Genomic DNA, 20,263 nt, shown 5'->3' with positions numbered 1-20,263 from the left:
CTGCTCCCGGCTGAGCGGTCCGGACGGCTGGTGCCGATAGGGCGCGGCGGGGACGAACGTCGACGCGGACGCAGCGATCGGCGAGCGATGCCGCTGTCGAACCCGGGCCTAAAGGGCTGCCGTACGTGACCACTCACCGTCGACGACAAACCGGAAGGCTCCCTGACTGTGCCGGTGCGAGAGGGCGACCTCCTGCGGCCCCCCAGGTACTGGATCGCCGTCCACGAGGTCGGGGGTGGCCATGCGTCGCGGCGACCTGCTGCTGACTCCCAGCTGGGCCTTTCACGAGCACCAGAACGTCACCGACGAACCGATGACCTGGATCGACGGCCTCGACGTCCCGCTTGTATCCCAACTGGACGCCGGATTCTTCGAGTTCGGGCCCGATGAGCTCTCCACCCGTGCCACGCCGAAGTATTCCCGCGGCGAGCGGCTCTGGGGGCACCCGGGCTTGCGCCCGATCAGCCTGCCCGACCGGCCGAACTCTCCCCTGGCCGCGTACCGGTGGGAGTACAAGGACGCGGCGCTCGCGGCCCAACTGGAACTGGAGTCCGAAGGATCCGTCGGGTTGATCGAGCCGGGACACGCCGTCGTGCGCTTCTCCAATGCCACCACCGGCAAGGACGCCCTGGTCACTATCCGCACCGAGATGCGCCGACTGCGCCAGGAACGCGCACCTTCCCCGTGCGTTCGGTCGGCTCGGCCGTGTGGCAGGTCTTCGACGGCGACGCAGTCGCGACAGTCGGCGACAAGGTCTTCGACATCACCAAGGGCGAGCTGTTCGTGGTCCCGTCCTGGTGCGAGGTCACGCTCACCGCACGCACACAGATCGACCTGTTCCGTTTCAGCGACGAGCCCGTGTACGAGGCACTGGGTCTCGCGCGTACCCACCGAGGAGAGAACAAGTGAAGCTCGCCACCATCCGGGTCAATGGCGTCACACGTGCCGTGCGCATCGACGAGGACAAGGCGGTGGACCTCGGCGAGAGCGACCTGGTCGCCTTCCTGCGCCACCCCGACTGGTCAGCGCGGGCCGAGGCCGCCGACGGCGAACGGTACGAAGGCGCCCTGGACTACGCTTCTTTGCAACCAGCGATCCGACCTGCTCGGGTACGTGATGGACCCCGCGTCCTGGTCGGCGCGGACGTCCCCGCCAGTCTGCACCGGGCGGTCACCGATGCATCAGCGCTGACGGCGGTCGTCGTGGACGGTGCGTACGAGCTCGCCGAGGGCGGAGGCCGGATCGGCGGCCGGTATGCGTACGTCGACCTCCTCAGCGGCCGACTCTTCGAACTCCGCGACGGCACCTAGTCGGCGATCCCGCGCCAACTGGCCCGGCTGGAAGTGCCGTTGGGTGCCATCGCCCCCGTGCACGACCAGCCGGGTGCGTGGATCGCCGCCGCGGGCACCGGCATCGCCCTGCTCACCCCGACGGCACGACCATGTACCTCGCCGACACGGCCGCCGGCACCATCCTCGCTGCCGGGTCGACCCCGTCTCGGGCGACCTCTCCGGCAGTCCGGAGACCTTCGCCCGATTGCGGGACGGTGAAGGAAGCCCAGACGGAATGACCGTCGACGACGAGGGCTGTCTCTGGGGCGCGATGCGGGGCGCCGGCGCGGTCCGCCGCTCCCACCCCGACGGGCACCTGCTCCACACCCTGACCGTGTCCGCCCCTCCCACCCCACGTCGGTGTGCCTGCACCCCAGCGACAACCGCCTGTTCATCACCACGCCCCACCGGCAGGTCGATCAGCGGGGCTCGCGTATCACAGCGACGCCTCCCGGTGGGACGGTGACGGTTCCGGTGACCGGTGTGCCGGTGAGGAGTTCGACGCCTTCGGCAGGTGCTACGGCGCCCTTTCCGGTGTGGTCGATGAGGAACAGGTAGTCGGCCTGCGAGCCTCGGCGTCGGACGGCCTCGATCCCGGCGGGTGTGTCGTGCTCCGGTTTGACGCCGGCCTCCTGACGGATGCGGTCGAGCAGGGCGGCGAGAGTGTCCCGGTCGGGGTGGGTGGCCAGGTACCAGGCGGTGCCGGTGCCGTACTGGTGGCGGGTGACGGCGGGGTGGCCGGCCAGGGGGCCGTCGGCGTGGGATGCGATGGCCTGTGCGCCGGTGAGCCGTATGCGTTCCGACCACAGGTCGGCCGTGGCGCCCGGTGTCACGTCGCCGGTCAGGCCGGTCGTCTCGCCCGGCAGCAGGGGGAAGAGCTCGTCGCTGACCACGCCGAGGACGTCGCGGAACGCGCCGGGGTAACCGCCCAGGTACACATGGGCGTTCTCGTCGACCATGCCGCTGTGGAAGCCGACGGTCAGCGTGCCTCCGCGTTCGGTGAACCGGGTGAGGTTCGCTGCGGCTGCCTCCGTGACCAGGTACAGCGAGGGTGCCAGGACGAGTTTGTAGCGGTCGAGTTCGGGGTCGTCGGGGCGTACGAAGTCGACGGCGACCCCGGCCCGCCACAGGGGGGTGTACCAGTCCCTTACCAGGTCCTGGTAGTGCAGTTCGGCGCTGGGCTGGGAAGGCAGTTCCAGTGCCCAGCGGGCGTCCCAGTCCCACACGATCGCCACCTGCGCTGTGCTGGTGGAGTCCCGTACTTCGGCCAACGCCTGGAGGTCCGCGCCGAGTTGGACGACGTCGCGCCAGATCTGGCTGTCGGTGCCGGCGTGCGGGAGCATCGCCGAGTGCCACTGTTCGGCGCCCGCTCTCGCTGCCCGCCACTGGAAGAACGCGATGCCGTCGGCGCCGTGGGCCACATGCGCGAGCGCGTTGCGGCGCATCTCCCCGGGCTGCTTGGCGCGGTTGACGGCCTGCCAGTTGACGGCGCCGGTCGAGTGCTCCATGAGGAACCACGGACCGCCCGCGAGTGAGCGCATCAGGTCGCCGTGCAGGGCGATGTCGACCTCGGCCTCCGGGTCGTCGGACAGGAGGTAGTGGTCGTTGGAGAGGATGTCCAACTCGGGTGCCCAGCGCCAGTAGTCGAGGGCGTCGATGGTGCGCAGGACCAGGAAGTTGGTGGTCGCGGGGGTATCGGGAGCTGCCCGGAGCAGTACCTCGCGTTCGGCCGTGCACAGGGAGAGCAGTTCGTCGGAGCAGAAGCGGCGCCAGTCCAGTTGGTGGGTGGGGTTCGGGGGAGCCGCGGTGGCGCGGGGCGGCAGGATCTGGTCCCAGTCGTAGTACCACTGGCTCCAGAACGTGGTGCCCCAGGCGTGGTTGAGGGCGTCCAGGTCGTCGCCGTACTTCGCCCGCAGCCACCCCCGGAACGCCTCCGCGCTGGTGTCGCAGTAGCAGGCGTCGTTGTGGCAGCCGTACTCGTTGTGGATGTGCCACATGGCGACGGCCGGGTGGGTGGCGTAGCGCTCGGCGAGAGCTTCGGCGATCCGCAGCGCCGCTCGGCGGTAGGCGGGGCTGGACGGGCAGAACGTCTGGCGGCTGCCGTACGACAGGCCGCGGCCGTCCTTGTCGACCGGGAGCGCCTCGGGGTGGGCGCGGAAGAACCAGGCCGGCGGTGCTGCCGTGGGCGTGGCGAGGTCGGCGGCGATGCCGTTCTCTTGGAGCAGGTCCAGGAGTCGGTCCATGCGGCCGAAGTCGTGGACGCCCTCGGCCGGTTCGAGCAGCGCCCAGGAGAAGATGCCGACGCTGACCATGGTGACCCCGGCCTCGCGCATCAGGCGCATGTCCTCGGCCCAGACCTCCTCGGGCCACTGCTCGGGGTTGTAGTCACCTCCGTAGGCGATTCCGGGAATGCGAAGGCGGCGTGCGGTACTCACTGGTGGTGCTCCGGAAGGGTGTAGGGGAGGGGCAAGTGGGGGTGTGTCAGCCCTTGTTGGCGCCCAGCGTGAGGCCGCTGACGAACTGCCGCTGCAGCACGAAGTAGACGATCAGGGTGGGGATCGCGGTGAGCAGGGCACCGGCGGCGACCAGGTTGGGGTCGGTGAAGTACGCCCCGGTCAGGTTGTTCAGCGCGGAGGTGATCGGCATGTTCTCGCCGGTGGAGATGAGGACGAGGGCCCAGAAGAAGTCGTTGTAGATCCAGATGGACAGCAGCGTGCCCAGGGCGGCCATCGCCGGCCTGCACAGAGGCAGCACGATCTGCCAGTACATGCGCCACACCGACGCGCCGTCGACGAGCGCGGCCTCGGTCAGTTCGTGCGGGAGCGAGCGCATGTAGTTGGCGAGCACGAAGGCGCAGAAGCCGGACTGGAACGCGATGTGGATGAGGACCAGGCCGAGCGCGGAGTCGTACAGCTTGCCGGACATCGTGATGCCGGGCAGGTCGATGAGCAGGTACATGCGGTACAGCGGGGTGATGATGACCTGCTGCGGGAGCAGGTTGCCCGCGGTGAAGACCAGCAGCAGGGCGAGGTTGAGGCGGAAGTCGAAGCGGCTGACGTAGAAGGCCACCATCGAGGAGAGGAAAAGGGTCACCAGCACCGCCGGGACGGCGATGATCAGCGTGTTGACGAAGTAGTGCCCCATGTCCGACTGCGTGAACGCGTTCGTGAAGTTGTCGAAGCTCAGCTTGTCGGGCCAGGAGACGTATCCCTTCTCGCTGGTCTCCGCGTACGGGCGCATCGCCGAGTACATCGCCCACAGCAGCGGTGCGAGCCAGGCCAGCGCCGCGCCCGCGAGGAAGAGGTGCAGCAGAACCCGGGCGGGACGCACGGGCGTACGGACCTTGGTCATGACGGTGGTGCTCATGCGCGCCGCTCCTTCCGGAAGGTGCTGATCAGGTACGGGATGATCACGACGAGCGAGATCACCAGGAGGACGACGGCGATCGCGGAGCCGTATCCGATGCGGCTGGACTCGCCGATGATGTTGTTGGTCACCAGGATCGAGAGCAACTCGGTGCCCTCTGCGCCCTTGTTGAAGACGAAGACCAGGTCGAAGGCGCGCAGGGCCTCGATGATGGTGACGACCAGGACGATGGTGTTGGTGGGGCGCAGGGTGGGGAAGATGACGTTCTTGAACGTCTGCCACTCGTTGGCGCCGTCGAGCGAGGAAGCCTCGCGCAGGGACGGGTCCACACCCTTCAGACCGGCCAGGTAGAGGATCATCATGTAGCCGGTGTGCCGCCAGGACGCGGCGACGAGGACGGCCCAGAGGTTGAGGTCCGGATCGCCGATCCAGTCGATGTACTTGCCCGGCTCGTTGGCCCCGATGATGCTGTTGATCAGGCCGGTGTCGGGGTTGTAGACGAGCTGCCAGACGAAGCCGATGACCGCCATGGACAGCACGACCGGCAGGAAGAACGCCGTCTGGTAGACCCGGCTGAACCGGATCTTCTTGTCCAGCTGCACGGCCAGGAACAGGCCGAGTGGCGTGGGGATCGCGATCAGGACGACGAACCAGACCACGTTGTGCTCAAGAGCGGGCCAGAACTGCGGGTTCTGCTCGAAGAGCTCCTTGAAGTTCTGGAGCCCGACCCACTTGATGGAGTCGAAGCCGATGCCGTCCCAGGTGGTGAAGGCGAGGGCGATGGAGGCCAGGGCGGTGACCCAGACGAGGGCGATGTGCAGGATCGTCGGCACGCCGGCCATCAGGCCGAGCGTGATCCGGTCACGGCGGGTCAGCAGGCGCCGGTGGCCCTGTGGAACCCGACTCTTCGGCGTCGCGGCGCCCGGAGGCGGCACCTCGGCCGCCTCCGGGGTCTTCGTGGTCGTTTCGGAGCTCATGGTGTGGGTGTTCATCCGCTTCAGAAGGGGGGTCGGGCTCAGCCGGAGGCGAAGATCGTCTTCTTCTGGCGCTCGATCGAGGACAGCAGGCCGTCGATCCCCTTGGGGTCGCGGACGAACTTCTGCAGCGCCGGCTGCATCACCGTGGAGGTGAAGTCCGGGCGGCTGTCACGGTCCATGAACTGGGTGAGGTGTTTCGCGCCGCTGATCATCTCGTAGCCCTTCTTCTGAAGGGTGCTGTAGGCGGAGGTGTCGGCCTTCGTGGAGGCGGCGATCAGGCTCGGGTCGGCCTTCAGGTAGATTTCCTCGGCCCGGGCCGTACCCAGGAATTCGAGCAGCTCGACGGCCCCGGCGTGGTTCCTGGGCTTCTTGCTGAGCATGATGCCGTCGGTCGGCGCCTCGACGGTGTCCTGACCGTACGCCGGGTCGATCTCGGGGAAGGCGAAGAAGTCGAGGTCGTCCAGGTCGGCCTTGTTGCTGAACTGCTGGGCCACGAACATGCCGAGCATGTACATCCCGGCCTTCTTGGCCACCAGGGTCTGGGCGGCGTCCTGCCAGGTACGGCCGACCGCGCCCTCCTGGTGGTAGGGCAGGGTCTCGGCCCAGGTGTCGAAGACCTTGCGGACCTTCGCGTCGGTCCACGAAGCCTTGCCCGCCATCAGCTCGACGTGGAAGTCGTAGCCGTTGAGGCGGAAGTTGATCTGGTCGAAGGAGCCCATCGCCGGCCAGGCGTCCTTGTCGCCGTACGCGATCGGGACGAGGCCGTCCTTCTTCATCTGCTTGCACAGGGCGACGTACGCGTCCCACGTGGTGGGAACCTCGTAGCCGTACTGCTGGAAGACACTCTTGCGGTAGAAGACCGCCCACGGGGACGTGGTCAGCGGCACCAGGTAGTACTTGCCGTCCTGACCCTTGCTCAGGTCGTGCATGGCACTGGGGAAGTTGCCCCCGATCGTCTTCCACACGTCGTCGATCGGGGAGGCGAGCCCCTTGGCCGCGAAGAACTGCATCCGGTAGCCGGCGAACCACTGGAACACGTCGTCCGGCGTTCCCTGCAGGTAGGTGTTGATCTGCTCCTGGAACGTGTTGTGGTCCTTGGTGTTGATGTCGACCGCGATCCCGGACTGCTTTGTGAAGGCCGCGTAGATGTCGCCGTATCCCTTCTTCGGGACGGCGTCGGAGGCGTTGGAGCCCACGGTGACGGTCTTGGAGTCCGACGAGGCGGAGCTGCCGGCGCAGGCGCTCAGCAGGGGGATGCCGGCGCCCAGTAGCGCGGCTCCGCCGAGTCCGCGGAGCACGGTGCGGCGGCTGGTGCCAGGCATGGACTGGCCAAGGGATGAATGGTGCATTTTGACTCCTGACAGGGCTGGCGGTACCCAGACATGGCGCGTCAGCCGGAGGGGGGAGGCGGAGAGACAGCCGCTGAGTGACCAGAACCAAACACGATCGAACAAACGCGATCGCTGGACGCCAGGAAGCGTGGACGCTCTGTGTGCTCGCTGTCAAGGCTGCGCGTTCGGTAATTCGTGATGGATCAGGTCCGGTCGGGGGTCCGACCCGGAGGCGGCCGGAGTGGAGGGACCGTTCCGACATGGTCGGCCGTCGCGTTGGCGTGTATCGAGGAAGAGTCACTTGAGCTGCGGGAATGTATGCCCGAGATGCTTCGTCGGGCGTCTGTGGCACCCGCCTTCGCCCGGCTGCGGCCCTGCGGTTCGTTCCCATAGGAAGCGATTGACGTCGCGGGAACTCTTGACGTGCGCTCGGCGGATGCGTAGACATTGACCGCGCGGTCAGACCGCGCGGTCATGTAAATGACCTCGTTCGATGAAGAACACACGGCCATGGGGAGACGTCATGACATCAGGGCTGGAGCGCGGTGTCGGCTCCTCCGCGCCGCGCAGTGAGGACGTGGCCAGGCTGGCCGGCGTCTCACGCAAGACGGTCTCCCGGGTCCTCAACAACGAGCCGTACGTGTCCGAGGAATCCCGCCGCCGCGTCCTGGCGGCCGCCGAGGAACTCGGCTACCGGCTCAACCACGCCGCCCGGGCACTGGCCTCCGGCCGTACCCGCTCCATCGGTGTGGTCGCTCTGGGAACGGCCGGGTATGGAACCGCCTCCCTGCTCGTGGGCATCGAACAAGCCGTACGGGACGCCGGATACGCGCTTCGCGTGCTCAACACCCCGGACGGCAACCCACGAAGCATCGCCGCCGCGCTGGAGTCACTCCTGGAGCAGGGCGTGGACGGGATCGTCGTCTCCGAACCCATCGTCGAAGGTGAAGTCCCGCTCGGCGTCGACGTGCCGGTTCTTTTCCTCGGAGCTCCACCCGCCTTCAGTGCCGCCCGGACTTTGAGCGTCGGCGTGGGCGCCCATCAGCTGGCGCGCGCGGCCACCGATCACCTCCTGGACTTGGGGCATGCGACCGTCCACCACCTCGCCGGTCCGCGGCGGTGGTACGCCACCACGGACCGCATCGAGGGGTGGCGGGCGGCGCTGGCGGCCCGGGGCGCGCATGAACCCCCCGTGCTCAACGGCGACTGGTCGGCGGCCTCCGGGTACGCCGCCGGCCTGGAGCTGGCCTCGGACCGTTTAGTGACCGCGGTGTTCGCCGCAGGCGACGAGATGGCCATCGGACTGATCCACGGCCTGCGGGAAAGCGGTCGTCGGGTGCCGGAGGACATCAGCATCGTCGGTTTCGACGGAAACCCGGTCTTCGCCTACGTCACCCCGCCTCTGACCACTGTCCGTCAGCCGTTCGAGGCCGCGTCGAGGGAGGGGATCAGGCTTCTCCTCCACGCCATGGAGAACCCCGACGCCGACCTGCCGCCGGCGAACGACCCACCCGTCGAACTGATCGTCCGCGGGTCGACCGCGCCTCCACCCTCCCACTGACCCATCTCCTCACTGACCCACCTCCTGGTGTCACTGCTCCGGCGCACCCACACGCCGGAGCGCTCCACCTCCGCCAGGCCGCGCCTGTCGCGCCGCGCCCCCGCGCTCGCGAGTCGCGCCCGGCAGCGTCGCCTTGTCCCGCGGGCGACGCGCCCATCGAACCCCGCCGCGTCACTCTGGGCCGTTCCGAGCCGGCGGACACCGAAACACACCTTCCCCTGGGAGCCGCAATGTCCCCTGCGCAGACAGGCGCCAGACCCGGCGCCGCTCCGCGTTCCCGTCCACCTGTCTCCTTCCTGTCCCTGGCGTTCGTCCTGCTCGTCGCGGTGATGACCATGACCCTGCCTGTCGGCCGGGCGGACGCCCTGGCCCGGCCCTCGCAGACGATGTACACCCCGCCGTCGGGCGCCCCCTCACCCGGGTCGCTCTACCCGCGGGCGATGCGTATGCAGCACAACGGCTCCGCCAACGGCACCATCCTCGCGACGTTCGAGCAGTACACCACCGGCACGCCGGTCCTCCCGATCTACCGCAGCACGGACAACGGCAACTCCTGGTCGAAGATCTCCGAGGTCGCCGACACCCAGAACGGCTGGGGCATGCGCTGGCAGCCCGAGCTGTTCGAACTGCCCACCGCGGTGGGCGGCTTCCCGGCGGGCACCATCCTGGCCGCCGGTGCCTCGGTCCCCGCCGACCGCTCCGCCATCAAGATCGATGTCTACGCCAGCACCGACCGCGGACAGACCTGGACGTTCGTCAGCAACATCGCCACCGGCGGCCCGGCCTACGACCAGAACGGCAACGGCAACACCCCCGTATGGGAGCCCTTCTTCCTCTACGCCAACGGCAAGCTGATCGTCTACTACTCCGACCAGCGCGACCCCGACCACGGCCAGAAGCTCGTGCACCAGGTCACCACGGACCTCAGCACCTGGGGTCCGGTCGTGGACGACGTGGCGATGCCCACCTTCAGCCAGCGGCCAGGTATGGCCACCGTCGCGAAGCTGCCCAACGGCAACTACGTCATGACGTACGAGTACGGCGGTTCCCCCTCGGGCAACTTCGCCGTGTACTACAAGATCTCCGCCGACCCGGAGGCGTTCGACTCCGTCACGGGCATTCCCCTGCGGTCGACGGACGGTGTGGTCCCCACCAGTACCCCGTACATCACGTGGCTGCCCACCGGCGGTCCGAACGGCACGCTTGTCGTCGGCGCCTACAGCACCAGTGACCTGTTCCTCAACACCCAGAACGGCGCTGCGAACACCTGGACGCGTATCACCTCCAACGTCGCAAACGGCTACAGCCGCGGCATGGTGCCACTGTCCGACGGCCACAGCCTGCTCGTGCTCAGTGGAGGCAACGGAGGCAGCAACCTCTCCAACCCCGTCACCTACAGCACCATCGACCTGGGCGGCGGCATCTCGGACGGAGCCACCTACACCGTGTCGAACGCGGGCAGCAACCTCATGCTGAGCATCGCGGGCGGCTCCACGATCAACGGCACGAACGCCACCCAGCAGAACGCCGACAACGCCACCGACCAGCAGTGGCGCTTCGTCCAGCAGAGCTCCGGCTACTTCAAGATCTTCAACGCCGCCAGCGGCAAGGTCCTCGGCGTGGAGAACCAGTCCACCGCCGACGGCGCCAAGATCCTCCAGTGGGACGACAACGGCACCCTCGACCACGAGTGGGCCGTCGCCCCGAACCCGGTCGGCGGGTACAGCATCACCAACCGTGTGACCGGCAAGTACCTGGAGATCCCGAACGCCTCCACCGCTACCGGCACCGCCGCAGGTCAGTGGAGCGGCACCAGCTGCGCCTGCCAGCGCTGGAACGTCACCCAGACCGCTCTGCCACCGCTCGGCACCGGACAGTACGTCCTCGTCAACAAGAACAGCGGGAGGTACCTGGACATCCCGCAGGGCTCGACCGCCACCAACACGGCCACCCAGCAGTGGCAGAACTCGGCCTGTTTCTGCCAGCTCTTCACCTTCCAGTCCGCCGGCGGCGGAGCCTGGACCGTCAGGAACGCCAACAGCAACCTGAACCTGGACATCCGTAACGGCTCCACCACCGCCGGAGCCGCTGTCGTCCAGAACACGCCGTCCGCCGCGAACTCGCAGAAGTGGACCCTCACCGACGCGGGCAACGGCTATTACAAACTCAAGAACGTGGGCAGCGGCTTCAACGCCGCCGTCGCCCAGTCCTCCACCAGTAACGGTGCGGCGGTCGTGCAGTGGAACGACCTGAACATCGACGACCAACTCTGGAAGATCGTCCGCATCAACTGAGCGACCGTCCGCAGAAGGACGTGTCAGACGGTCGTACCAGGTCACCGAGTTCCCGGACTTGGTGACCTGGTACGTCACATGACACCGCTCCAGAAATGGAAGGTGAGCGTCACTGTCGAGTCGTCCTTGAGCGAGACGAAGAACGCGGGGGTCAGCTTGATGGCTTCGCCAGGTCAGGACGCGATCGCGCCTTCTACGTACCGTCGATGACGGGCCGGTGTGCGTCGGCCGCATCCATGAGGTCGACCTTGACGCACAGGGTGCGGACGACTTCGGCCTTGTCCTCAAGGGTCCGGGGTCTGTATGCCTGATGGGCGGACGATCTGTAGCGAACGGCCGCCGAGCCGATGGGGACCCCAGCGCGGTGGACGCCGCAGTACGCCTGACGGCGGGAGGACGTCACGGCCTGGCCGATGGGTTGCCCTTCGGGTATCTGGGTGATCCGTCAACTGCTTTACACTCGCTGGTATGGATGAAGAGGTTCGGTGGTTGACGGCGGAGGAGCAGCACGCCTGGCGGAGTTTTGTTCGGTTGCATGAGCGGCTGGGGGGTCGCCTGTCGCGCATGCTGCAGAGCGAGTCGAAGCTCTCGGCCGCGGATTTCGGCGTGCTGGTCAGTCTGACGGATGTGCCGGACGGTCGGCAGCGTTACCAGGATCTGGCCCGGGCACTCGAGTGGGAGAAGAGTCGTATGTCCCACCACATCGCTCGGATGGCAGGACGAGGGCTGGTGATCCGCGAGGAGTGCGCCGAGGACGCGCGGGGAGCGTTCGTGGTGATCACGGATGCCGGGCGGGTGGCGATCGAGGCGGCGGCTCCGCTGCATGTGGAAGCGGTACGGGAGCTGTTCCTGGACCATGTCACCCCGGCGGAGCTGCGGACTCTGGCCGATATCTCCGACCGAGTGGTGGCGAAGCTGGACGAGGAACCCGCCTGATCGGCCGATCGCAGTACTCCCTGGCAGCAAAGGCGACCTGACCGTCCTGGGCCTCGAAGCCGGGGCCCTTCCGGACGGGCGGGTGCTGGGCCGGTGATGCCCAACATCGATGGGCCCCGCGCCCGGGCAGCGGGACCAGGGCGCGGCCCGTCACCGGTGCTGTGTCCTGGTGAGCTCGTCGGTGTACTGGACGATGGCGTCTTCGGCCGTGGGGGCGGGGCCGAACACTTCCTCCTGGCGGCGGGTGTCGGCGACGTAGCGGCCCGTGTCGAACCAGCCGAACATCGCGGCCATGTCCTTGACCAGGGGCAAGAAGCGGCCGACGACGGCTCCTGCGGCACGGGTGACCGTCGAAGGGACGGCCTGCACCTTGATCTTCTTTCCGGCCCGGTGGCCCATCAGGTCGGCCATCTCGCGCATGCTGATCGGACGGTCCCAGCCGATGTCGATGCGCTCGCCGTTGTCGGTCTCGGCGTCGACGGCGGCCGCCAGGTATGCCGCGAGGTCGGAGGTGTGGACGAAGGTCAGCGGGACGGTGGGCTTGGCCATCCAGATCAGGCGGCCCTTGTCGATCGGATCGCCCGCCATGGTCGCGATCTGGTCGAGGAAGGCCCCCGGACGCAGTGCGACGAACGGGACGCCGAGCTGTTCGAGCTTGTCCTCGGCGAGCTTCTTGTGCCAGAAGTGCGGGACTTGAGGCGTCCGGTCGCTGGTGAGAATGCTGGTCAGGACGAACCGCCGGATGCCGGTGCGGTGGGCTGCCTCGGCGAGATTGGCGTTGCCGACGGTGTCGATGTCGTGCGCGTTCTTGCCGCCGCGGGTGTAGCCGGCGGCGGTGGTGATGACGGCGTCGGCGCCGGTCATGGCGGCGATGAGCGAGTCGAGGTCGAGCATGTCGCCGCGGGAGATCTCGACACCCTTGCTTTCCAGCTTGCTCGCGTCGGTGGTCGGCCGGACCAGGGCGCGGACGTTCTTGCCGCGTTTGAGCAGTTCGTCGACGACCTTGCCGCCGAGGGAGCCGGTCGCTCCGACGACGAGGACGGGGAGGGTGGTGGTCATGGGGGTCTCGCTTTCCATCAGGTCAGTAGTGGAGGGAGAGAGATGAGCGGGCGGGGGAGGGGTGGGGAGGGGAGAGGTGGTCGCGGATGCGGGTGCTGTGGGTCCGGACCACGGGGGTGGGGTGGGTCCGGATCACGAGGGCGGGCGGGCCCGTGGGCGGGTGGGTCCGCTTGTGCGGGTCACCGCCGGCCAAGGGGTTGCCCTTGCCCCGAACAAGTTCCGCAGGTCCAGCCATCTGTCCTGCAAGGCGCGCCAACACGGGCTGTGATCAGGGAAGTTGCTTGGACTCTTCTTGCGGAAGGGTGTGACTGTTGATCGCGTCGGCGATGGCGTGGGCGGTGCGGACGAAGGACTGCGCCTGTTGGGCCGTCAGGTTGCGGGCGGAGGTCTCTTCCAGGGTTCGCCACATGGCTGCGAGGGGTTCGCGCATGGCGCGGCCCTTGTCGGTGAGGTGGACGACCATGACGCGTCGGTCGTGTTGGGCCGGTTCGCGGAGGAGCAGGCCGGCGTCCTGCATGCGGCGCAGGGACTTGGAGACGGTGGAGTGGTCGAGGCCGACGCTTTCGAGGAGTTCGGACTGGGTCTGGCCGTCCCGGTCGAGGAGGTGCATCAGCAGCAGTTCCTGTCCAAGATGCAGGTCCATCTCGCGGAGCATGGCGGCGGCGCGGGCCCGGTGGGCGCGGGCGAGCTGGAAGATCGCGTAGCTCATCGGCCCTTCGCCGGCTGTGGTGGGGGTGTCGGGTGTGAGGTCGTTCATGGTTCGGTCCCCCAGAGGTCGGCCGTGCCGTGACCGATGTCCTCAGGCGCGGGTGGGCAGGTTGGTGCCGACCCGGCTAGGGCCGCATGGTCGGGCCCACGCGCACAGTTCCCCAGCGGGGCGCCGTAGCCCGCATAGAGGATGCGGAGGCGGTGCGGGACCGAGACGTCACCGACGATGGCCGATGTCCACAGGGAGTTCAGCACGAGGGGGCCTTCGATGCTGTGACCGGCCGAGTGGTGATCGGGAAAGCGGGAGAGCGTGGCGGAAGGTGTGGCGGTCGTGATCAGTCGACGGTGAGGACGAGCTTTCCCCGGACATGCCCGGCGTCGCTGACCTGCTGGGCCGTGGCGGCCTGGTCGAGCGGGTAGGCGGTGACGGTGGTGACGACCTTGCCGGTCGCGGCGTCCTGGGCCAGCGCGGCCAGGCCGGCGGCGGAGCGTTCCCGGGGAGCGCTGGAGAAGGTGATGCCGAGCTGGTACGCGCTGAAGTCGGCGATGGTGACGATGCGCTCGGTGCCACCGCGCAGGGCGATGGAGTCCTCCAGGGCTCCCTTCCCGGCCAGGTCGAACACCGCGTCCACGCCCTCGGGTGCGAGCGCCCGGACCCGCTCGACCAGGCCCTCGCCGTAGAGGGTAGCGGTGGCGCCGAGCGCGGTGAGGTATTCCTGGTTGGCGGGGCCGGCGGTGCCGATGACACGCGCCCCGCGGGCCGTGGCGAGCTGGACCGCCAGGGTTCCGACCGCTCCGGCCGCGCCGTGCATCAGCACGGTCTCCCCGGCGGTGACACCGAGCAGGTCCAGTACCCGCTCGGCCGTCGCGCCCGCAGTCGGCAGCGCGGCGGCGTGCTGCCAGTCGAGGCCGGCGGGCTTGGGGGCCACGGTGGTTGCCAGCGCGTACTCGGCGTACGAGCCGGTGTCCGACCAGCCCAGCACCTCATCGCCCACCTGTACATCCCGTACGCCCTCACCCAGGGCGTCCACCACACCGGCGAGCTCGCCGCCGGGGATGGCGGGCAGAGGCGTGGGGAACTTGGCCTCCATTGCCCCGGAGCGGATCTTGCCGTCCAGCGCGTTCAGTCCGGCCGCCCTGACGCGGACGCGGATCTGCCCGGGACCGGGCTGCGGGACCTCGACGTCCGCCTCGCGCAGCACTTCCGTGCCTCCGAAACGGTCGAACAGGATGGCCTTCATGACGACTCCTCTCGTGCAGCCACCCATTTAGGTGGCTGGACACATAATCAACGTAACAGGGAATGTGTGGCTAGCCAAGTATCTGCTGGGGCTCGAGATCTGCGCATCTTGCCTGGATGTCATTGGCACTTGGTTGACGTATCATATGTAAAGGTGATGCATCAAGTAAATTCGGTGCTCGGGCGCGCAGGTCGGCATGGTCGTCGTGGTCGGCGCGGAAGTCCTCGACGGTGGTCATTTCCAGGCTGTACGGCGCACCGGCCGGGGCTGGAAGCCGCACGGCGGGACTGACTCCTCCCCTTCGTCGTGCGGTGGAGTCGGGCCCCGCGACGAAGGGGGCGGAGAAACCTGGTTCTGACCGCGATGGTGAGTGTCACCTGTCGACCATCATGTGTCCGCAGTCCACCGGCAGCCTTGCCGTTTCCAGGGTGAGGATGGTGCACGGATGCCGGACGAGTGCGCGGCGACCATGTCCCTGCACCGGCTCTCCCGCGTGCTCACGACGCGGCCACGTTGCCCGTACCGCTGTTCATGCCGGAAGCGGCACCTCGCGCCCTGTTCCGCCGGTCGGGGCGTCCGGATCGATGAAGGGTTGATGACCATGGACGGAGAGGCGCTGCAGAAGACGGCGGCCGACCACGCCGAGGAACTCCCCGGAGCCGGGCTGGAGCACCCGTTCGGCCCCGAGTGGGAGGTGTACAAGGTGCGCGGCAAGGTCTTCATGCTCATGACGCAGGTGACCGGGGAGCCCATGGTGATTCTCAAGTCGGCACCCGAGGAGGCGGCCGCCCTGCGACACGAGCACGTGGAGATCTCTCCTGGCTATCACATGAACAAGAAGCACTGGATCACGCTGGAGGGCGGAAACACGATCGACGAGGCGCTGGTGAAGGAGCTCGTGACCGACTCCTACCGGCTTGTCGTCGACGGGCTCGCCAGGTCCCAGCAGCCCGTCGACCCGCACACCTACGGCCGCCGCGCCTGACCTCCGGCATGTCAGTCAGCGGCACGAAGCTTCAGGACACCGCCCGCCACAGCGCACTCGCACTCCCGGGAGTCAGCCACGGGCGCCCGTTCACCGAGCAGTTGGACGTCTACAAGGTGGCTGGCAAGGTTTTCCTGATCGTCACCGACGACCCGGACGAACTCATCGTGCGGGCTGGAGTGCCCGTGATCGTCTCGACCGTGGTCGTGATTTCCGGGTGTACGCCGGCGGTGGCCGCGAAGGATTTGAGGATGCCCTGCAGCATCGAGGGCGGGACGTGGGGGAAGAGGTCCGGGCCCACCTGGTCCGGCGGGACCTCGATGAAACGCAGGTCGCGGCCGAGTGTGTGGCCGATGGTGGTGATCTGTTCGGTGGTGGTCACGGGCTCGGGGCCGGTGAGGCGGTGTACGGCGCCGGAGTGGCCGCGGTCGATGAGGGCGCGGGCTGCGACGGCCGCGATGTCGTCCTCGTGGATCGGTGCCGTACAGGCTTCGGCGAAGGGCCCGTGGACGGTGTCGCCGACGCGGATCTGTGGGGCCCACTGGAGGGCGTTGGTGGCGAAGGAGATGGGGCGCAGGAAGGTCCACTCCAGACCGCTGTCGCGGACCTGCTGTTCGGCGGTCGCGTGCCAGATGCGGATCGGGTGGGTTTCGTCGTCGGCGCCCTCGTCGATGATTCCCGAGGAGAGCATCACGACGTGCCGGACACCTGCCGCGCGGGCGGCGTCCAGCAGGCCGCCGGTCCGGTCCCCGGTGGCCTGTATGTGAAGGAACAGCTTGGTCGCGCCGTCCAACAGGTGGGCCGGCCGGTCGAGTTCGAGCCTGGCCACCTCCGCGCCGGAGGGGAACGCGGCCCGTCCGGGGTTGCGGGTGAGCGCGCGGACGGGCTGGTCCTCGGCGACGAGTCGTTCGACGAGGGCGCGGCCTACGTTGCCGGTGGCGCCGGTCACCACGATCACGGTTGTTCCTCCTCGGGCTGATCATTTCTGTGGTGGCAGCTTCCGCTGTGCCAAGAGACGCAGAGGCATGCGCACCACCTGACATAAAGATGATGCATCAACCATTGATACGTCAACGCCCCGAGGCCTGGGCGGGGTCGCCTGTCGTCAGCGCGTCTGCTTGACGCGTCAACAGTAGACGTGTCATCTTTCTTCGACTCCCCCCTCGCGGAACTGAGCGCCCAAGGGTGTGCCGACAGAGGGGGTCATGTTGCCGTGGAGGAGCGATCTCATGTCCCACAAGAACTCTCAGGTGAAGCCTCCGCTCAATCGCCGCGTGCTGACCATCGGCATCCGTGCTGACGCGTTTGCGCCGGAGGATTTGCCGCCGGAGTTCGCGACGGTCGAGGAGCTGGCCGCCCAGATGGACCGCGCCTGGTCGGCGCTCCAGGCTGCGGGCATCGACGGCGAGCAGTGCCGAATCGGCCTGGACCCCGACGAGGCCGAGGCCGAGCTGCGTCGGCGGGTCGACGGGCACTCGTTCGGGGTGGCGCTCATCGGGGGCGGAATTCGGAATGTCCCGGAGAATACCGTCCTGTTCGAGCGGATAGTCAACGTACTCGTCGACCTCCAGCCGGGCATCCGGTTGAGCTTCAACACGCATCCGAGCAATTCGCTCGAGGCGCTGCGACGCTGGCTCGACCGCTAGGGCCTGAGTGGTTTCTCGACGGTCGCCCTGCCGGGGCCGGTAGCAAGATGATCGAGATGTGCGGACAACTCACCCATAAACAGCGGCAGTTACCGGAGAGAGCCGCCGTCGGGCAGGAACAGGTCCGGCGGAAGAGGGTGGAGAAGTGGGGGCGGGGTGGGCAGTGCGCTGGAAATGGGCCTGAGCGGTGGAAGTGTCGGCGTGTCCGGCGCCGGCGCCGATGGTCGGCCAACGCATGCCCGGTGATGACTGACGCGTGCGGCCGGAATACGTGTGCGGCGGGATGGGTTGCGGATAGTGGTTGATGTATCAACTGCAAGAAAGGTTGATCGCTATGCAGTTCGGAATCTTCACCGTCGGTGATGTCGTCATGGACCCGGCCACGGGCCGCACGCCCACGGAGCACGAGCGGATCAAGGCGATGGTCGCCATCGCACAGAAGGCCGAGGAAGTGGGCCTTGACGTCTTCGCGACCGGCGAGCATCACAACCGCCCGTTCGTGCCGTCGTCCCCGACCACCATGCTGGGCTGGATCGCCGCCCGCACCGAGCGCATCATCCTGTCCACGTCCACCACGCTGATCACCACGAACGACCCGGTGAAGATCGCCGAGGACTACGCGATGCTCCAGCATCTGGCCGACGGCCGCGTGGACCTGATGATGGGCCGCGGCAACACCGGCCCGGTCTATCCGTGGTTCGGCAAGGACATCCGTGACGGAATCAGCCTTGCCGTCGAGAACTACGCGCTGCTGCGCCGGCTGTGGCGCGAGGAGACAGTGAACTGGGAGGGGAAGTTCCGCACACCACTCCAGGGGTTCACCTCCACGCCCCGCCCGCTGGACGGCGTACCGCCCTTCGTCTGGCACGGTTCCATCCGCTCCCCGGAGATCGCCGAGCAGGCCGCGTACTACGGTGACGGCTTCTTCCACAACAACATCTTCTGGCCGAAGGAGCACACCGGGAAGATGATCGACCTGTACCGGGAGCGGTACGCGCACTACGGTCACGGCAGTGCCGAGCAGGCGATCGTCGGCCTGGGCGGCCATGTCTACATGCGCCGCAACTCCCAGGACGCCGTCCGCGAGTTCCGCCCGCTCTTCGACCAGTCACCCGTGATGGGCGGTGGGATGTCCATGGAGGAGTACATGGAGCAGACCCCGCTGACCGTCGGTACCCCGGAGCAGGTCGTCGAGAAGACACTCGCCTTCCGCGAGTACGCCGGTGACTACCAGCGCCAGTTGTTCATGGTGGACGGCGGCGGAGTCCCGCTCAAGGCGGCGCTGGAACAGATCGACATGCTCGGTTCGGAGGTGGTCCCGGTGCTGCGCAAGGAGTTCGCCGTCGGTCGGCCGGCCGACGTGCCCGACGCCCCCACCCATGTCTCGCTGCTGTCCGTCCGCGACGTCGGCCTCGCGCAGGAGTCGGCGGGACGGGAGGGCTGACGACCGGCGACAGCGAAGCGTCCTCTCGCCGACGGCTCACCGCGGAGAAGGTCGCGGCGGCGATCGTCGCGGGCATGGATCGACGGTGCTTCACGATCTGCCCGGACACTGGCACACGAGCGCCGGCGCGGTTCGGTAGCGTGCTGCCGCCGCTGCTCAACCGGGAGTTCGACCGCAGGGCCAGGGCGATCGGCAGGGCGAAGAAGCGGGCGTGAGGCGCGAGCGTCGTCCGGGCCGCATCCCTTCGGGGCGAGGCAATGGGGGCTTTCGCGTCTGCCGAGGTCTTACGGAGCTGTGACGACACGGGCGTGGGACTGCCGTGCGGAGCACCCCTGCTCCTAGCGTTCCGGTCATGCGAGTACTGGTCACCGGCGGAGCCGGGTTCATCGGGAGTCATGTCGTCGAGGCGCTGACCGCGCGAGGGCACGAGGCGGTCGTGTTCGACCTGTGTGACGGCCGGGACGTTCGCGACGCCGAGGCCGTCGCCGCCGTACTGCCGGGTGTGCACGCCGTCTGCCATCAGGCCGCGATGGTGGGGCTCGGCAAGGACTTCGGTGACGCTGCAGAGTACGTGTCGCACAACGACCTCGGTACGGCCGTGCTTCTCTCCGCCATGGCCGACGCGGGGGTGCGTCACCTTGTGCTGGCGGGGTCGATGGTCGTGTACGGCGAGGGCTCGTACACCTGCGAGTGGCACGGTGCGGTACGACCCGGCCCCCGGACCGTGGCAGATCTGGACGCGGAGCGGTTCGAACCCCGGTGCCCGCGGTGCGAGGAGGGCCTGACACCGGGATTGGTCGGCGAGGACGCTCCGGTCGACCCCCGCAACGTGTACGCGACGACCAAGCTGGCCCAGGAGCACCTTGCGGCGGCGTGGGCCCGGTCGACTGGCGGCTCGGCGGTTTCGCTGCGCTACCACAACGTGTACGGGCCGGGCATGCCGCGCGACACCCCCTATGCCGGGGTCGCGTCCTTCTTCCGGTCGGCGCTCGCCAGGGGTGAGGCTCCGCGCGTCTTCGAGGACGGTGGTCAGCGGCGGGACTTCGTGCAGGTGCGGGACGTGGCCGCGGCCAACGTGGCGGCACTGGAGGCCGAGGCCCGGGCCGGGGCGCTGGTCGCGTACAACACCGGCAGCGGCGAGCCCCACACCGTGGGGGAGATGGCACAGGCGCTGGCCTCCGCGTACGGCGGGCCCGAGCCCGTGGTGACCGGGGAGTACCGCCTGGGGGACGTACGCCACATCACGGCGGACTCGTCCCGGCTGCGGGCCGAGCTGGGCTGGAAGGCCCAGGTCGGGTTCACGGAGGGCATGCGGGAATTCGCGAGGGCAAAACTTCAAGGGGAGTAGCCCTTGGCCCCGCGCCTGGCCCGGATCCGACCCGGC

Annotated in this window: 20 protein-coding genes; 11 read left to right on the top strand and 9 right to left on the bottom strand. The window is 68.2% G+C overall.

Features of this window, described 5'->3' with window-relative positions; translation table 11 throughout:
* Positions 1-684 precede the first annotated feature (684 nt).
* Genes OHN74_RS03040 through OHN74_RS03030 form a run of 3 tightly spaced genes read left to right on the top strand, consistent with a single transcriptional unit; the run spans position 685 to position 1,797 of the window.
* Positions 685-909 (top strand): hypothetical protein, encoded by a 225-nt coding sequence (locus OHN74_RS03040; protein WP_327692949.1) that lies wholly within the window; start codon positions 685-687, stop codon positions 907-909.
* On the top strand, positions 906-1,310 hold the full coding sequence (locus OHN74_RS03035; protein WP_327692948.1) for a hypothetical protein: 405 nt from the start codon (positions 906-908) through the stop codon (positions 1,308-1,310). Before OHN74_RS03040 ends, OHN74_RS03035 begins: the two co-directional genes overlap by 4 nt.
* The gene (locus OHN74_RS03030; protein WP_327692947.1) at positions 1,255-1,797 is read left to right on the top strand and encodes an SMP-30/gluconolactonase/LRE family protein; all 543 of its coding nucleotides are present in this window, start codon (positions 1,255-1,257) and stop codon (positions 1,795-1,797) included. Before OHN74_RS03035 ends, OHN74_RS03030 begins: the two co-directional genes overlap by 56 nt.
* Here the strand turns inward: OHN74_RS03030 and OHN74_RS03025 are convergent.
* Genes OHN74_RS03025 through OHN74_RS03010 form a run of 4 tightly spaced genes read right to left on the bottom strand, consistent with a single transcriptional unit; the run spans position 1,751 to position 7,023 of the window.
* Positions 1,751-3,766: a beta-galactosidase gene (locus OHN74_RS03025; protein WP_327692946.1), complete on the bottom strand. Its 2,016-nt coding sequence runs from the start codon at positions 3,764-3,766 to the stop codon at positions 1,751-1,753. The two genes, OHN74_RS03030 and OHN74_RS03025, sit on opposite strands and share 47 nt — an antisense overlap.
* A 46-nt stretch (positions 3,767-3,812) precedes the next feature.
* On the bottom strand, positions 3,813-4,697 hold the full coding sequence (locus OHN74_RS03020) for a carbohydrate ABC transporter permease (RefSeq protein ID WP_327692945.1): 885 nt from the start codon (positions 4,695-4,697) through the stop codon (positions 3,813-3,815).
* Entirely contained in the window at positions 4,694-5,674 is a 981-nt protein-coding gene (locus tag OHN74_RS03015) for a carbohydrate ABC transporter permease (protein ID WP_327692944.1), read from the bottom strand. The genes OHN74_RS03020 and OHN74_RS03015 overlap by 4 nt, the downstream gene beginning before the upstream one ends.
* A 38-nt stretch (positions 5,675-5,712) precedes the next feature.
* A complete protein-coding gene (locus OHN74_RS03010; RefSeq protein WP_327692942.1) occupies positions 5,713-7,023 on the bottom strand; it encodes an ABC transporter substrate-binding protein in 1,311 nt (436 codons plus the stop codon).
* 505 nt (positions 7,024-7,528) lie between these two features.
* On the opposite strand from OHN74_RS03010, the gene OHN74_RS03005 reads away from it, so the two are divergent.
* Positions 7,529-8,566 carry a LacI family DNA-binding transcriptional regulator gene (locus OHN74_RS03005; RefSeq protein ID WP_327692941.1) on the top strand — a complete coding sequence of 346 codons (1,038 nt, stop codon included), beginning with the start codon at positions 7,529-7,531 and terminating at the stop codon, positions 8,564-8,566.
* 230 nt (positions 8,567-8,796) lie between these two features.
* Complete coding sequence (locus OHN74_RS03000; RefSeq protein WP_327692940.1) at positions 8,797-10,860, top strand: RICIN domain-containing protein; 2,064 nt, start codon at positions 8,797-8,799, stop codon at positions 10,858-10,860.
* A gap of 74 nt (positions 10,861-10,934) precedes the next feature.
* Here the strand turns inward: OHN74_RS03000 and OHN74_RS42820 are convergent, their stop codons facing one another.
* Positions 10,935-11,015, bottom strand: a complete 81-nt coding sequence (locus OHN74_RS42820) for a hypothetical protein (RefSeq protein ID WP_443060533.1) — start codon at positions 11,013-11,015, stop codon at positions 10,935-10,937.
* A 313-nt stretch (positions 11,016-11,328) separates the two neighbouring features.
* Here OHN74_RS42820 and OHN74_RS02995 point away from each other — a divergent pair, with 313 nt between their 5' ends.
* Positions 11,329-11,796: a MarR family winged helix-turn-helix transcriptional regulator gene (locus tag OHN74_RS02995; RefSeq protein WP_327692939.1), complete on the top strand. Its 468-nt coding sequence runs from the start codon at positions 11,329-11,331 to the stop codon at positions 11,794-11,796.
* 150 nt (positions 11,797-11,946) lie between these two features.
* Here OHN74_RS02995 and OHN74_RS02990 read toward each other — a convergent pair whose 3' ends face one another.
* From OHN74_RS02990 to OHN74_RS02980, 3 genes are all read right to left on the bottom strand, one after another.
* Positions 11,947-12,855 carry an SDR family oxidoreductase gene (locus OHN74_RS02990; protein ID WP_327692938.1) on the bottom strand — a complete coding sequence of 303 codons (909 nt, stop codon included), beginning with the start codon at positions 12,853-12,855 and terminating at the stop codon, positions 11,947-11,949.
* Between the two features lie 268 nt (positions 12,856-13,123).
* Positions 13,124-13,612: a MarR family winged helix-turn-helix transcriptional regulator gene (locus OHN74_RS02985; RefSeq protein ID WP_327692937.1), complete on the bottom strand. Its 489-nt coding sequence runs from the start codon at positions 13,610-13,612 to the stop codon at positions 13,124-13,126.
* 286 nt (positions 13,613-13,898) lie between these two features.
* Positions 13,899-14,804: an NADP-dependent oxidoreductase gene (locus OHN74_RS02980; protein WP_327692936.1), complete on the bottom strand. Its 906-nt coding sequence runs from the start codon at positions 14,802-14,804 to the stop codon at positions 13,899-13,901.
* 601 nt (positions 14,805-15,405) lie between these two features.
* Between OHN74_RS02980 and OHN74_RS02975 the strand changes: the two genes are divergently transcribed.
* Positions 15,406-15,789 carry an MmcQ/YjbR family DNA-binding protein gene (locus tag OHN74_RS02975; RefSeq protein WP_327699958.1) on the top strand — a complete coding sequence of 128 codons (384 nt, stop codon included), beginning with the start codon at positions 15,406-15,408 and terminating at the stop codon, positions 15,787-15,789.
* 109 nt (positions 15,790-15,898) lie between these two features.
* Here OHN74_RS02975 and OHN74_RS02970 read toward each other — a convergent pair whose 3' ends face one another.
* Positions 15,899-16,747, bottom strand: coding sequence for an SDR family oxidoreductase (locus OHN74_RS02970; protein ID WP_327692935.1), 849 nt, complete (start codon positions 16,745-16,747; stop codon positions 15,899-15,901).
* Positions 16,748-17,018: 271 nt separating this feature from the next.
* On the opposite strand from OHN74_RS02970, the gene OHN74_RS02965 reads away from it, so the two are divergent.
* The 4 genes from OHN74_RS02965 (at position 17,019) to OHN74_RS02950 (ending at position 20,227) form a co-directional block, all read left to right on the top strand.
* Entirely contained in the window at positions 17,019-17,435 is a 417-nt protein-coding gene (locus OHN74_RS02965) for a hypothetical protein (protein ID WP_327692934.1), read from the top strand.
* A 334-nt stretch (positions 17,436-17,769) separates the two neighbouring features.
* Positions 17,770-18,879, top strand: coding sequence for an LLM class flavin-dependent oxidoreductase (locus tag OHN74_RS02960; RefSeq protein WP_327692933.1), 1,110 nt, complete (start codon positions 17,770-17,772; stop codon positions 18,877-18,879).
* 74 nt (positions 18,880-18,953) lie between these two features.
* Complete coding sequence (locus tag OHN74_RS02955) at positions 18,954-19,094, top strand: hypothetical protein (RefSeq protein ID WP_327692932.1); 141 nt, start codon at positions 18,954-18,956, stop codon at positions 19,092-19,094.
* A gap of 137 nt (positions 19,095-19,231) precedes the next feature.
* Positions 19,232-20,227 carry an NAD-dependent epimerase/dehydratase family protein gene (locus OHN74_RS02950; RefSeq protein WP_327692931.1) on the top strand — a complete coding sequence of 332 codons (996 nt, stop codon included), beginning with the start codon at positions 19,232-19,234 and terminating at the stop codon, positions 20,225-20,227.
* Positions 20,228-20,263 lie beyond the last annotated feature (36 nt).

The sequence above is a fragment of the Streptomyces sp. NBC_00459 genome (assembly GCF_036013955.1).
Lineage (GTDB): Bacteria > Actinomycetota > Actinomycetes > Streptomycetales > Streptomycetaceae > Streptomyces.
This window is presented reverse-complemented; position numbering and strand designations above follow the sequence as displayed.

Bases quoted from the DNA above. Each gene is read 5' to 3' on its own strand.
- OHN74_RS03000 (WP_327692940.1), top strand. From the start codon at position 8,797: ATGTCCCCTGCGCAGACAGGCGCCAGACCCGGCGCCGCTCCGCGTTCC.
- OHN74_RS02960 (WP_327692933.1), top strand. From the start codon at position 17,770: ATGCAGTTCGGAATCTTCACCGTCGGTGATGTCGTCATGGACCCGGCC.
- OHN74_RS02990 (WP_327692938.1), bottom strand. From the start codon at position 12,855: ATGACCACCACCCTCCCCGTCCTCGTCGTCGGAGCGACCGGCTCCCTC.
- OHN74_RS03005 (WP_327692941.1), top strand. From the start codon at position 7,529: ATGACATCAGGGCTGGAGCGCGGTGTCGGCTCCTCCGCGCCGCGCAGT.
- OHN74_RS02950 (WP_327692931.1), top strand. From the start codon at position 19,232: ATGCGAGTACTGGTCACCGGCGGAGCCGGGTTCATCGGGAGTCATGTC.
- OHN74_RS02985 (WP_327692937.1), bottom strand. From the start codon at position 13,612: ATGAACGACCTCACACCCGACACCCCCACCACAGCCGGCGAAGGGCCG.
- OHN74_RS03015 (WP_327692944.1), bottom strand. From the start codon at position 5,674: ATGAGCTCCGAAACGACCACGAAGACCCCGGAGGCGGCCGAGGTGCCG.
- OHN74_RS02995 (WP_327692939.1), top strand. From the start codon at position 11,329: ATGGATGAAGAGGTTCGGTGGTTGACGGCGGAGGAGCAGCACGCCTGG.
- OHN74_RS02975 (WP_327699958.1), top strand. From the start codon at position 15,406: ATGGACGGAGAGGCGCTGCAGAAGACGGCGGCCGACCACGCCGAGGAA.
- OHN74_RS02965 (WP_327692934.1), top strand. From the start codon at position 17,019: ATGTCCCACAAGAACTCTCAGGTGAAGCCTCCGCTCAATCGCCGCGTG.
- OHN74_RS03020 (WP_327692945.1), bottom strand. From the start codon at position 4,697: ATGAGCACCACCGTCATGACCAAGGTCCGTACGCCCGTGCGTCCCGCC.
- OHN74_RS03010 (WP_327692942.1), bottom strand. From the start codon at position 7,023: ATGCACCATTCATCCCTTGGCCAGTCCATGCCTGGCACCAGCCGCCGC.
- OHN74_RS02980 (WP_327692936.1), bottom strand. From the start codon at position 14,804: ATGAAGGCCATCCTGTTCGACCGTTTCGGAGGCACGGAAGTGCTGCGC.
- OHN74_RS02955 (WP_327692932.1), top strand. From the start codon at position 18,954: ATGGATCGACGGTGCTTCACGATCTGCCCGGACACTGGCACACGAGCG.
- OHN74_RS03030 (WP_327692947.1), top strand. From the start codon at position 1,255: ATGCGTACGTCGACCTCCTCAGCGGCCGACTCTTCGAACTCCGCGACG.